Origin of the sequence: Levilactobacillus senmaizukei DSM 21775 = NBRC 103853, assembly GCF_001592085.1 — a bacterium.
Classification (GTDB): Bacteria; Bacillota; Bacilli; order Lactobacillales; family Lactobacillaceae; genus Levilactobacillus; species Levilactobacillus senmaizukei.
This window is the reverse complement of the sequence record NZ_BCWD01000019.1, coordinates 1-12,417: the sequence shown is the minus strand read 5'-3', so window position 1 is coordinate 12,417 and position 12,417 is coordinate 1. Positions and strand designations below refer to the sequence as shown.

The 12,417-nt window shown below is 49.0% G+C and carries 16 protein-coding genes; all 16 read left to right on the top strand.

Annotated features, from left to right (window positions below; all coding sequences use genetic code 11):
* The first annotated feature begins 2 nt into the window (after positions 1-2).
* The 16 genes from dnaI (at position 3) to LSE01S_RS07695 (ending at position 12,386) form a co-directional block, all read left to right on the top strand.
* Entirely contained in the window at positions 3-929 is a 927-nt protein-coding gene (gene dnaI / locus LSE01S_RS07765) for a primosomal protein DnaI (protein ID WP_061777070.1), read from the top strand.
* A gap of 407 nt (positions 930-1,336) precedes the next feature.
* A complete protein-coding gene (thrS, locus tag LSE01S_RS07760; RefSeq protein WP_061777069.1) occupies positions 1,337-3,277 on the top strand; it encodes a threonine--tRNA ligase in 1,941 nt (646 codons plus the stop codon).
* A 382-nt stretch (positions 3,278-3,659) separates the two neighbouring features.
* On the top strand, positions 3,660-4,223 hold the full coding sequence (gene infC / locus LSE01S_RS07755) for a translation initiation factor IF-3 (RefSeq protein WP_082622373.1): 564 nt from the start codon (positions 3,660-3,662) through the stop codon (positions 4,221-4,223).
* Between the two features lie 50 nt (positions 4,224-4,273).
* Complete coding sequence (rpmI, locus tag LSE01S_RS07750; protein WP_061777068.1) at positions 4,274-4,468, top strand: 50S ribosomal protein L35; 195 nt, start codon at positions 4,274-4,276, stop codon at positions 4,466-4,468.
* A gap of 70 nt (positions 4,469-4,538) precedes the next feature.
* On the top strand, positions 4,539-4,898 hold the full coding sequence (rplT, locus tag LSE01S_RS07745) for a 50S ribosomal protein L20 (RefSeq protein WP_061777067.1): 360 nt from the start codon (positions 4,539-4,541) through the stop codon (positions 4,896-4,898).
* A gap of 176 nt (positions 4,899-5,074) precedes the next feature.
* The gene (locus tag LSE01S_RS07740) at positions 5,075-5,617 is read left to right on the top strand and encodes a YqeG family HAD IIIA-type phosphatase (protein WP_061777066.1); all 543 of its coding nucleotides are present in this window, start codon (positions 5,075-5,077) and stop codon (positions 5,615-5,617) included.
* Positions 5,598-6,740, top strand: coding sequence for a ribosome biogenesis GTPase YqeH (yqeH, locus tag LSE01S_RS07735; protein ID WP_061777065.1), 1,143 nt, complete (start codon positions 5,598-5,600; stop codon positions 6,738-6,740). Before LSE01S_RS07740 ends, yqeH begins: the two co-directional genes overlap by 20 nt.
* Positions 6,741-6,742: 2 nt before the next feature.
* Positions 6,743-7,066, top strand: coding sequence for a ribosome assembly RNA-binding protein YhbY (yhbY, locus tag LSE01S_RS07730; protein WP_061777064.1), 324 nt, complete (start codon positions 6,743-6,745; stop codon positions 7,064-7,066).
* Positions 7,067-7,080: 14 nt separating this feature from the next.
* Positions 7,081-7,713 (top strand): nicotinate-nucleotide adenylyltransferase, encoded by a 633-nt coding sequence (locus LSE01S_RS07725; protein WP_061777063.1) that lies wholly within the window; start codon positions 7,081-7,083, stop codon positions 7,711-7,713.
* Positions 7,703-8,311 (top strand): bis(5'-nucleosyl)-tetraphosphatase (symmetrical) YqeK, encoded by a 609-nt coding sequence (gene yqeK, locus LSE01S_RS07720; protein WP_420843298.1) that lies wholly within the window; start codon positions 7,703-7,705, stop codon positions 8,309-8,311. The genes LSE01S_RS07725 and yqeK overlap by 11 nt, the downstream gene beginning before the upstream one ends.
* Before the next feature lie 13 nt (positions 8,312-8,324).
* A complete protein-coding gene (gene rsfS / locus LSE01S_RS07715; RefSeq protein WP_061777061.1) occupies positions 8,325-8,681 on the top strand; it encodes a ribosome silencing factor in 357 nt (118 codons plus the stop codon).
* Positions 8,678-9,421 carry a class I SAM-dependent DNA methyltransferase gene (locus LSE01S_RS07710; RefSeq protein ID WP_061777060.1) on the top strand — a complete coding sequence of 248 codons (744 nt, stop codon included), beginning with the start codon at positions 8,678-8,680 and terminating at the stop codon, positions 9,419-9,421. Before rsfS ends, LSE01S_RS07710 begins: the two co-directional genes overlap by 4 nt.
* A gap of 5 nt (positions 9,422-9,426) precedes the next feature.
* A complete protein-coding gene (locus LSE01S_RS07705) occupies positions 9,427-10,569 on the top strand; it encodes a nucleotidyltransferase (RefSeq protein WP_061777059.1) in 1,143 nt (380 codons plus the stop codon).
* Positions 10,570-10,642: 73 nt separating this feature from the next.
* Positions 10,643-11,197, top strand: a complete 555-nt coding sequence (locus LSE01S_RS07700) for a YceD family protein (RefSeq protein WP_061777058.1) — start codon at positions 10,643-10,645, stop codon at positions 11,195-11,197.
* A 66-nt stretch (positions 11,198-11,263) separates the two neighbouring features.
* Complete coding sequence (gene rpmF / locus LSE01S_RS10815) at positions 11,264-11,458, top strand: 50S ribosomal protein L32 (protein ID WP_082622372.1); 195 nt, start codon at positions 11,264-11,266, stop codon at positions 11,456-11,458.
* A 115-nt stretch (positions 11,459-11,573) separates the two neighbouring features.
* The gene (locus tag LSE01S_RS07695; protein WP_061777057.1) at positions 11,574-12,386 is read left to right on the top strand and encodes a Cof-type HAD-IIB family hydrolase; all 813 of its coding nucleotides are present in this window, start codon (positions 11,574-11,576) and stop codon (positions 12,384-12,386) included.
* The last annotated feature ends 31 nt before the right edge of the window (positions 12,387-12,417 follow it).

The window sequence follows — 12,417 nt, the reverse complement described above, 5'->3', positions numbered from 1 at the left end:
TCATGGAAGACTTAAGTAAAACCATGCGGGACCTGATGAATCAACGACACTTGAATGATAACTATCGGCAACTGATGGCTAAGGTCTATGCGGACCCTAAAGTGACGGCCTTTTATCATGACCATCAGGCGGAGTTGGCAGAAGACGTGCTGACCCGTTCGGCAGCCAAGCTGTACGAATATGTCACCGAACGAGAGAAGGCGGCTAAGGGGAACGCCACCTTTGCGACCGGTTATGAACCGCAACTGATTGTGGCCAATCATCTGATCGATGTGGCCTACGTACCAACCGCGGCGACCCAAGAGAAGCAGGCGCAACAGCAACTGCGACAACGGGTCAAGTCGATCGCAATGCCTAAGAGTATTCGCGAGGCACAGCTGGACAATTTCGATCGCGATGCCGATCGGGCAGAAGCTTTGATGGCGGCTTTGGACTTTATCGACGCTTACGAAGCCAGTCCCCAACGCCGACATCAGGCGCTGTACTTGGCGGGGAGCTTTGGCGTCGGCAAGACCTATCTGTTGGCGGCCGTGGCCAACCAACTGGCGACCGATGGCTTCTCCACGACGTTGGTTCACTTCCCAAGCTTTGCGGTGGAAATGAAGAATGCCATTGCTCAAAATGGGGTGGCAGAGAAGCTCGATGCCTTGAAACGCGCACCAGTCCTGATGATCGACGATATTGGTGCGGATGCCATGTCCGCATGGGTTCGCGACGACGTATTGGGGGTTATCCTGGAGTATCGGATGCAGGAAGAGTTACCAACTTTCTTCAGTTCAAATTTCTCGATGGAACAGTTAGAGACGGAGCATCTACGGATCTCAACGCGTGGAGACGATGAACCCTTGAAGGCCCAACGGTTAATGCAACGGATTCGCTTCCTGGCCCGAGAGATTACGATGGTTGGCGCCAATCGGCGGCCACAATAAAGCATTGAATTTTTTTGGATGAGTGACGACTTGATTTCTGGCCGAATTCTCATCTTTTTTTAATCTTTTGGTGGCCTGACCCTTGACATCCGTTTACGGCAAGTGTTTAATAGTCTGTAGAAACTTAGTAAGAGCTTAGACGAAAGACACAATGTTAGTGAGTCTGTTTACAGGAAGAGTTGGCCTAGCTTGGAAGCCGACTTAGCAGCCACCGACATTACCACTTTCTTAGCTGTCGAGAGGAAATTCTTGGCCGGTTCGTTCCGTTATCAACGAGTTGAGTTCACGGGCATAGTCTCGTGATAAATATCGGGTGGAACCACGTTATTGACGTCCCCAGTGTCTAGATGACACTGGGGACTTTTTTCGTTGGTAGCCCAGAAATTCAGTGAGGGAGATCTTGTATTATGGCAGATATTTCAATTAAGTTCCCTGATGGCAAAGTTAAGGCTTTTCCAGCAGACACGACGGCAGAAGATGTCGCTAAATCTATTTCAATTAGCTTGGCTAAAAAGGCCGTTGCAGCTAAGTTAGACGGCAAATTAGTCGACTACCTGGCACCACTGGCTGGCGATGGTAGTATCGAAATCGTCACTAAGGACAGTGATGATGGCTTGGCGGTTCTGCGGAACACGGTGGCCGCATTGTTACGGATTGCTCTGAAGAAGGAATTCCCAGCTATTCGCTTAGGGGAAGTTAGTGCCGACGCCGACGGTTTCTTCGTTGACACCGACAAGGACGACCAACAAGTTAGTGTCGACGAACTCGATGCCTTGGCCGTTGTGGTTGAAAAGTTGGTTAGCGACAAGTTAGCCATTGACCGGATCTCATTGAGCAAGGCTGACGCCTTAGCGGCTGTTAAGGGTGACCCATTCAGCACTGAATTAGTTAATGCCATCGATGGTGATGCCGTTCCATTCCTGAAGATTGGTGACTACCAAGTCTTGAGCGATGGTGCCCAATTAGTTAACACCGGTGATGTTAAGAAGTTCAAGTTGCTCTCCGTTGCTGGTGCTTACTGGCAAGGGAAGTCCTCTAACCCAATGCTACAACGGATTTATGGGACGGCCTTCTACAAGCAAGCCGACTTGGATGCCGATTTGGCTAAGCGTCAAGAAGCTCGTGAACGTGATCACCGGGTTATCGGGAACCAATTGGATCTGTTCTTCGTCGACCCTAAGGTCGGTGCCGGCTTACCTTACTGGATGCCAAATGGGGCAACCATTCGTCGTACGATTGAACGTTACATTATCGACAAGGAAGTTAATAACGGTTACCAACACGTTTACACCCCAGTCTTAGCTAACCTGGATCTGTACAAACAATCGGGTCACTGGGCCCACTATCGTGATGACATGTTCCCACCAATGGACATGGGTGATGGCGAACAACTTGAATTACGCCCAATGAACTGCCCAAGTCACATTCAAATTTACAACCACCACATCCGGTCTTACCGTGAATTACCATTGCGGATCGCTGAATTAGGGATGATGCACCGTTACGAAAAGTCTGGTGCCTTAAGTGGTTTGCAACGTGTTCGTGAAATGACCTTGAATGATGGTCACACGTTCGTTGCCCCAGAACAAATCCAAGACGAATTCAAGAGTATTTTGGACCTGATGGTTAAGGTTTACAATGACTTCGACATCAAGGATTACACGTTCCGCTTGAGTTACCGGGATCCTAAGAATACCGAAAAGTATTTCGATGACGATGAAATGTGGAACAACGCGCAAAGGATGTTAAAGGGTGCCATGGATGACCTTGGCTTACCATACGTTGAAGCCGAAGGGGAAGCTGCCTTCTACGGTCCTAAGTTGGACGTCCAAACCAAGACGGCCCTTGGGAATGAAGAAACGTTGTCAACTATCCAATTGGACTTCATGTTGCCAGAACGGTTTGACCTGCACTACGTGGGCGCCGATGGTGAAGAACATCGTCCAGTTATGATTCACCGTGGTTTGGTTTCAACGATGGAACGGTTCACCGCTTACCTGACCGAAATTTACAAGGGTGCCTTCCCAACTTGGTTAGCCCCTAAGCAAGTCACGATCATTCCTGTTTCTGAAGAGAAGCATGGGGCTTACGCCGACAAGTTAGCTGCCGAATTAAAGGCCGCCGATGTACGGGTTGATGTGGACAAACGTGGTGAAAAGATGGGTTACCTGATTCGAGATGCCCAAACTCACAAGATTCCATACACCTTGGTTGTTGGTGAGGATGAAATGAAGAATGGATCCGTCTCCGTTCGTAAGTATGGTGAAGAAGACAGCGAATCAATGAGCAGCGATGCCTTCGTTAAGGAAATTCTGAGTGATATTGCCTCTTACAGTCGCGAAAACTAATCTTGTTCGCTAATTGGTAAAAGCGTGACGGTTTGAACTAAATGTCCGGGGAGTGAGACGGCTTGGTCTTTCTTCCTATAAGAGTAGCCCAACCATTTTGAGTAGAAATGGTTGGGCTACTTGTGTTCATAAGCCAAAGATGGTTTAATTAATGATGGAACGCCATGATAGTCGTTGGCCCCGGAAACTTTTCAGAATCCGGCGTTGACATGGCCTTTCGAGGCTGGTATGATGGTTAAGTTGAGAAATTAAGCAGAGGCTTCCGCTTCTCGCCCTGTGGCTAACGCTGCTGGGCTGGATATGCACGTTAGTTCAATCTTTCGATTGGATTTCATGCGGGAGCCGTTTGATTATTGATCAAAGGTTCCCGCATTTTTTATGAATGAGATTTCTGCAGTTCTCGAGATTTTTTTGGAGGTGGATTACCATAGCAAACGACACGATTGTCAACGAGGGGATTCGCGCACGTGAGGTTCGGTTGATTGCCGGCGACGGTGAGCAACTTGGCATTAAGTCTAAGAGTGAAGCTTTACAGATTGCTGAAGACGCCAGCCTCGATTTAGTTTTGGTTGCACCGAAAGCAAAACCTCCAGTAGCCCGCATCATGGACTACGGGAAGTATCGCTTCGAGTTGCAGAAAAAGCAACGTGAAGCTCGTAAGAAGCAAAAAGTGATCAGTGTTAAGGAAGTTCGTCTTAGCCCAACCATTGATACTAATGACTTTAACACCAAGCTTAAGAACGCTAAGAAGTTCTTAGCCAAAGGTGAAAAAGTTCGAGTATCAATTCGTTTTAAGGGCCGGGCAATCACCCATAAAGACATTGGTCGTGAAGTGCTTAACCGCATGGCTCAGGAAACGTCTGATGTCGCTACGGTTGAACAACGGCCTAAGATGGATGGACGGAGCATGTTCCTCATGCTTTCACCCATTACTGAGAATAAGTAAGAATTGATTGTGGTAGCTGAGCTACCGATTTAAGGAGGATATTTCGTATTATGCCAAAGATGAAGACCAATCGCGCCGCAGCTAAGCGTTTTAAAGTAACTGCTAAGGGCGGTATCAAGAGTGCCAACGCTTACACGTCTCACCGTTTCCACGGTAAGACCAAGAAGCAACGCCGGAACCTTCGTGGTACCCGGATGATGAACGATACGACCTTGAAGACTTACCGTTCTCTGTTACAAAAGTAAGCCGGTCACTAATTTTTCGGGTCGACGAAATGTCGACATAATGTTTGAATTGATTTAGGAGGAAAAGATTATGCCACGAGTTAAAGGCGGTACTGTTACACGCGCACGTCGTAAAAAGGTTTTAAAGTTAGCTAAGGGTTACCGTGGTTCAAAGCACCGTTTGTTTAAGGTTGCTAAGGACCAAGTCATGAAGGGTCGTCAATACGCCTTCCGTGACCGTAAAGCCACTAAGCGTAACTTCCGGAAACTTTGGATTGCCCGGATCAACGCCGCAGCCCGGATGAATGGTCTGAGCTACAGCAAGTTGATGCACGGTTTGAAGTTAGCCAACATCGATGTTAACCGGAAGATGTTAGCAGACTTAGCAGTTAGTGATGCTGCTGCATTCACTGCCTTAGCTGACCAGGCTAAGGAAGCATTGGCTGCTTAATTCAGTTAATGAGGGGACTTCGCTTAGGCGGAGTCTTTTTTATTAGTACCAACCGTACTGGCGGATAAAAACAGGGAATCCCAACCGTCCAGAGTGGTAAATTACACTGAGATTGCGTATAATTAAAAGCTAGAAATGTCGGTAACGGCAAAAGAACGAAGGGGGGAGTCACCCATATGGTTTCTGGATTCAAACCAACCTGGATGGTGACCAATATCTATGATTTGACACCCGCGCAACTAAAGGCAAATGGTATCAAGGCGGTGTTGACCGATTTGGATAACACCTTGATTGCCTGGAATAATCCGGATGGGACTCCCGAGTTACGACACTGGCTGACCTTGCTAGAATTAGCAGGTATTCAGGTCATTGTGGTATCAAATAATAGTCGCAAACGTGTTGATCGCGCCGTCGCGCCATTTGATTTGCCTTATATTCATCGGGCTTTAAAGCCACTGACTTGGGGACTGAAACGGGCGTTACGGCGGTGGCATCTTCAAAAATCAGAGGTCGTCATGGTCGGCGACCAATTGTTAACGGATATTTGGGCGGCTAACCATAGTCGTATCCGTAGCGTTCTAGTACGACCAATTTTAAAGTCAGACGCCTGGATTACCAAGGGTAACCGCTTGTTAGAAAAAGGGGTTATGTGGGAATTACGACGTCGTTATCCAGAACTAACTTGGCAGGAGGATCTTAATGAACGAACAACACACTGAACCCATTTTAATTGATGGTGAACCGCTACACTGCATTGGCTGTGGGGCGGAGATTCAGACAACGGACAAGACGGCGCCAGGCTACACGCCGCAATCGGCGTTGGACAAGGGCCTCGAGAACCAAGAGGTCTACTGTCAACGTTGCTTCCGTTTACGGCATTACAACGAAATCGTTCCCGTGGGCTTAACCGACGATGATTTCTTACGGCTGTTAACACAGATTCGTGACGCTAACGCGTTGATTGTTTACGTTGTCGATATTTTTGATTTTAATGGGAGTGTGATTCCTGGTCTCCACCGGTTCGTTGGGGATAACCCCATCCTGTTGGTTGGGAACAAGGAAGACATTTTGCCACGTTCATTGAAGCGTAGTAAACTCAAGGATTGGTTGCGGCAGCGGGCTAATGAAGCTGGTTTGCGGCCGATCGACGTGGCATTGTTAAGTGCAAAAACGAACCAATCGGTTGATGATTTGTTGAAATTAATCGATAAGCACCGGGGCAACCGGGATGTGTATGTTGTTGGGGTCACCAACGTGGGTAAATCGACATTAATTAACCAGATCGTTCGTCAAAATACGGGTGTGAAGGACTTGATCACGACGTCCCGGTTCCCGGGGACCACGTTGGATAAGATTGAATTGCCTCTGGATGATGACCATGTACTGGTTGATACGCCCGGGATTATTCAGAATGCCCAAATGGCACACTATCTGACGGGGAAGGACCTCAAGCTGGTGACGCCGCAAAAACCAATCAAGCCCAAGGTTTACCAACTTCAAGACAATCAAACGTTGTTCCTGGGTGGGATTGCCCGGTTTGACTACACCAAGGGGCCTAAGAGTGGGTTCACGGCGTACTTTGAAAATAATTTGTACATCCATCGGACGAAGCTTGAAAATGCTGATGACTTCTATGCTCGGCAACTAGGGGAACTGTTAACCCCACCACATGCGGCCGACAAGGATGATTTTCCAGCCTTGGTTAGCCATGAGTTCAAGGTCACTGAGAAAAGTGATTTGGTCTTTGAAGGCTTGGGCTGGATTACCGTTCCGGCTGGAACACACGTGACAGGCTGGGCACCCGCAGGTGTGGGTGTCTTGGTACGACGGGCAATGATCTAGACATGGAGGACGATAATTTGTTACGAGGGAAACAGAAACGTTATTTACGCGCACACGCTCATTCAATGCGGCCATTATTTTCCGTAGGGAAAAATGGGCTAACCGAGGCTTGGTTGACTCAGTTGACGGGTGCCTTAGAAAACCGTGAATTAATCAAAATTAATTTACAACAGAGTGCCGATGTCGATGTGATGGATACCAAGGCCTACATCGAGGACAATACGGACATTCAAGTTGTCCAAACCATTGGCCGGGTATTGGTCTTGTATCGACCAGCTACTAACGAAGAGAATCAAAAGATTTCAGTGATTGTTGAGAACATCTAGGAGGTCGGTTAGTCGTGGTTAAGATTTTAGAACGGACCAGCCCATTGGTAGCCACCGAAATGGCGGCTACCGCTAAGAAACGTCGAGTTGGGATCTTGGGTGGCACTTTTAACCCGCCGCATCTAGGACACCTGGTCATTGCAGACCAGGTCGCGACACAGTTAGGTTTGGATGAAGTTCGCTTCATGCCAGACGCCGAGCCACCGCACGTGGACCGCAAGCTAGCCATTCCGGCTGAACAGCGAGTGGCGATGGTCAAGGCGGCCATTGCCGATAATCCGCTGTTTAAGCTGGAACTGGCTGAGGTTGAACGGGGTGGGCGGAGTTATACGTATGACACGATGGTGCAGTTGACCCGGGCTCATCCCGAGAATCAGTACTACTTCATCATCGGTGGTGATATGGTGGCTTACCTGCCAAAGTGGTACCGTATTGAAGAACTTGAAAAACTCGTTCAGTTTGTTGGTGTATGTCGTGCGGGGTATGCTCGTGAGACGCCGTATCCGGTTCTCTGGGTCGATATGCCACAAATTGGGATCAGTTCTACCATGGTTAGAGAACAGGTCCGTAGAGGACAATCTATCCGTTATCTAGTTCCAACGCTAGTGGATCTTTATATAAAGGAGCATCTGTTATATCGTGACTGAGCTCGAATACAAAGAAAATATTTTTGCGGGAACGCGCCAAGATTTGTTGGACCGTATCGCAGAACAACTTAAGCCCAAGCGTTTTAAACACGTTCAACGTGTGGAAGCAACTGCGATTGAGTTGGCGCGTGAAAACCAAGTCGATGTTGAAAAGGCCAGTATCGCTGGCTTGACTCATGACTATGCCAAGCAACGACCGGATGAAGATTTTATCCAAGCGATTCACTATTATTGCTTGAATCCGGTCTTGCTGAAGTATGGTAATGCGATTTGGCATGGCGTCGTTGGGGCAGAATTAGTTAAGCGCGAACTGGGCATCACGGACGAGGATGTTTTAAATGCCATTCGTCATCACACGACGGGGGCCGTCTACATGACGCCGTTGGAGCAGATTGTCTATATGGCCGACTATATTGAACCGGCCCGGGACTTTCCGGGCGTTGAAGAGGCTCGACGTATCACGCATCATGACTTAGCGGCTGGGGTGGCCTTTCAGGCAAAACATACACTGGCTTATTTAGTCGATAAGAACAAACCAGTTTATCCGAAATCAATTGAGACGTACAACGCTTGGGTGCCACAGCACCCTGGCATTTGAGAGGAGAACATGCATGGACAGCAAAGCAATTCTAGAAATCGCGGTTAAGGCTGCGGATAGTAAGCGGGCGGAAGATCTAATCGCTTTAGATATGACCAAGGTTAGCCTGATGGCGGATTATTTCCTCATCATGGAGGCTGGCTCGAATCGGCAAGTTCAAGCGATTGCCGATGAAATTACGGATCAAATGGCCGTTAACGGTGTTGATATCAAGGATGTTGAAGGTAAGGATGGCGCAACCTGGATCTTAATCGACCTGGGGGATGTCATTGTGCACGTTTTCCAAAAGGAACAACGCGCACACTACAACTTGGAAAAGCTGTGGTCCTCAGCTCCTGAAGTTGATTTACACCAATGGGTAGAAGCATGATTTATCAATCATTTGCTGAGCTTTACGACGAGTTGTTCGATCCAGCCATGTATGACCAATGGCTGGATTTTGTCGCCCAAAGGGTGGCCCCAACCAGCGGGCCCTTACTGGATTTGGCCTGTGGGAGTGGTCGCTTAGGCGTTCAGTTAGCTAAAAGAGGTTACGACGTCAGTGGGTTGGATCTTTCCGAGGAGATGCTGGCGTTGGCCGCACAACACGCAACAGATGCCGATGTCACGATGCCATTGATGGCGGGGGACATGCTGGATCTGACGGTGTTGGGGTCATATCAGACGGTGACCTGTTTTGCCGACTCGTTCTGTTACTTACCGGATCTAGACGCAGTGACCCAGGCCTTTCGTGAGGTTCACGATCACCTGGCGATTGGCGGTAAGTTTCTATTCGACGTCATCACGCCCTATCAAACGGATGAGGTTTACCCCGGGTATATGTATAATTACGTGGATGACACACGGGCCTTTGTCTGGACCAGCTACGGGACGGAGGATGATGATCATGCTGCCGAGCATGACTTGGCCTTCTTTACCTTGGATGAACAGACCGGCCAATACCGTAAGGTGACCGAACTGCATCATGAACGGACCTATGTTTTAGCCGATTACCAACGGGCGTTACAAGCTGCTGGTTTGACGCTTGAACGGGTCAGCGCAGACTTTGGTAACGAAGAGATTAGCGATAAGACGACACGGTGGTTCTTCGAAGTTAAACGGGAGGCGTAAGGCGGTTGCAGGCAGTCGGAATTATTGCGGAGTATAATCCGTTTCATAATGGGCATGCCTATCAAATCCGGCAGGCCAAACAACAGACTGGGGCCGATATCGTGGTGGTCGCCATGAGTGGCAACTGGGTACAACGCGGTGAACCGGCGCTGCTGGATAAGTGGCAACGGGCCCAGACGGCGATCGCCGGTGGGGCCGACCTGGTGGTTGAACTGCCGATGGCTAGTGCGATGCAGCCGGCTCATCTGTTTGCTCAGGGGGGTGTGGCCATCTTGACGGCGCTACGGTGCCAGTGGCTGGCATTCGGAACCGAACATCCGGGGATGGACTATCAGCGCCTGATGGCCCATTTACCGACTGATCCGACCACCTTCAAGCGCTTCGACCAAACCTATGCGTCGCTTTTTCAGGGCTATCTTCGAGAACAAACTGGGATTACATTGAATACCGGAAATGATATCTTGGGATTCTTCTATGCTTTGGCGAACCGGCTCATGGGTCGTTCATTGCAATTAGTTCCCTTGGCCCGAAAAGGCAGCAACCATAACGACTCGACGATCGTGGCTGGGGAAAGATTCGCCAGTGCGACGGCGATTCGTCAGGCAATTTTGGCCGGGGACTGGGCTCAAGTGGTGCCAGTCGTCCCATCAACGACGCTGGCTACTCTGAGACAAGGTCCGCTACTGGATTGGGAACAATTGTGGCCCCAATTACGTTATTTGTTGATGACGTCAGCGCCCACCGATTTGGCAAAAATGTATCAAATTACGGAGGGAATCGAGTATCGGCTGAAACGATCCGCGGTGGCCAGTGCCACCTTTGCCACCTTTATGCGAACCGTTAAGACCAAGCGGTACACCTATACGCGGTTACAACGTCAGGCCGGTTATCTCTATAATCAGGTTCATCCGGCCGAGATGTTACAGCGCCCGCAGTATTTGCGGGTTCTAGGTTACTCCACTGGTGGCCAGCGTTATTTACACACGATAAAAAAGCAGGTCAGTTTGCCGTTGGTCAGCCGGGCTAACCGGGATTGGCAAACGGGCGTTGGCGCTTTAGACACACGAGCTGGGCAGTTGCGAACGCTACTGACGGGAATTCCCCAGGATGATGGCCGGATTCCCGTAAAACCCAGTGATTCTGAGTGACTATCAAGGAATTTACCTTGACATCATAATTTTAGACAGGTATAATTTATCTCGTTGCATTGGAGGGATTGCGATGAAATGGTCGATGACCGAGCTCCGCAAGAATTACCGAAGCGAACCCATGATGTTCGATGAAACGCTGGACTTGAAGGCGGATCTGATGGAACGTTATGGTAATGAAGTGTTAGATTTAAGTCCCGTCCACGCAAAAGGCATGGTTTCCATTGTGTCTGGCGGCGACGTGGTCGTTGATGCAACGGTGACGGCGGACCTAACCGTTCCGTCTAGTCGTTCCTTAACACCGGTTCACTTACCCGTAGATTTCACAATGACGGAATTCTATGTTTCAGATCCAACGGCAACGCAACGGTTTGAGAAGACTGACGTTGTCATGGTTATCACCGATGACGTAATCGATTTTGATAAGTCGGTTGGGGATAACATTCTGTTACAGATTCCGATGCACATTCTTTCTGAAGACGAACGGAAGGGCGCTGCTATGCCAACTGGCCAAGACTGGCAAGTTGTTGCGGAAGCCGACCTAGCCGCTGTCGAGAAGGAAAATAAACCAGTTGATCCACGTCTTGCAAAGTTAAAGGATTTCTTCCCTGATCAGGATGATCAATAATCCCTTTGTAAGCCTTAAAAATTTTTTCACTAGTGGATATAATTTTATTTAAAGGAGGTGTTTTCTTTGGCTGTACCAGCACGGAAAACGTCTAAGACGAAAAAAGCTATGCGCCGTGGTCACATCAAGTTAACCACGCCTAATTTAACTGCTTGCCCTAACTGTGGTGAATTACGTAAGTCACACATGGTTTGCCCAAGTTGCGGTTTCTACGATGGCCGTCAGGTCGTTACGGTTAACAACGCAAGCAACAACAACTAATTTGTAATTAGTCGAAAAACTCTCACGAAGTCCGCGGCTTCTGGGAGTTTTTTTGTGTGTCATCGCCATTTCTCACGTATAATGAAGGCCACACAGAGAATTGAGGAGTGAAATTTTGGCAATTAAATTAATCGCCGTTGATCTGAACGGCACCTTATTACACAATGATCAGAGTTTCAATCGGTCATTGTTTCAAACCACGCTAGCGGCACTCGATCAGGATGGTGTCCGGGTAGTGCTATCCTCCGGCAATCAGTACGACCATCTACGGTCGCTGTTTAAGGATGTGATGGCGGACAACCTGGCTGTGATCGCTGAGAATGGCGCCTCAATTTATTGGCGTGACCGGTTGTTGTTTGATGGTAGTCTGTCCGCGGAAGCGTTAAACCATTTTCTGACGGTTGATCGCCAGGCCGATTGTTTGCAGGAAGCCTATATCATTTTGACCGGAGCACATGGGTCTTACACCGAGAAGGGGGCCCCGCAACCCCTCATTGAGGCCGCTGAAAAGTTCTATGATCATTTGCAGTTGGTTGATGACTTAACCACGGTGACCGACCAAATTAAGAAGATTAGTGTGTCCGTTCTGCCGGGTGCGACCGGTCAAACAGTTGAGGCGCTCAATGAGTTGCTGGCTGGTCGAATGCGCGCTCACGACAGTGGTTATGGGGTGGTTGACGTAGTCGCAGCCAATGTTGGAAAGCTCCCAGCTGTCCAGTGGCTTGCTAAAGAGTGGCAACTTGAGGCCGCTGAAATTATGGCCTTTGGTGATGGTGCCAATGATGGGCCGCTGTTGGCCTACGCGGGAACCGGGATTGCCATGCAAAATGCTCCAGCCAAGATTCAGGCCTTGGCCGATCAGGTAACGGCCTGGGATAATGAACAGGATGGCGTTCTAAAAACCATTCAATCGCAACTTTTAGCTTAACCGATAAGATTGGCGGTGACCGTGGTCACCG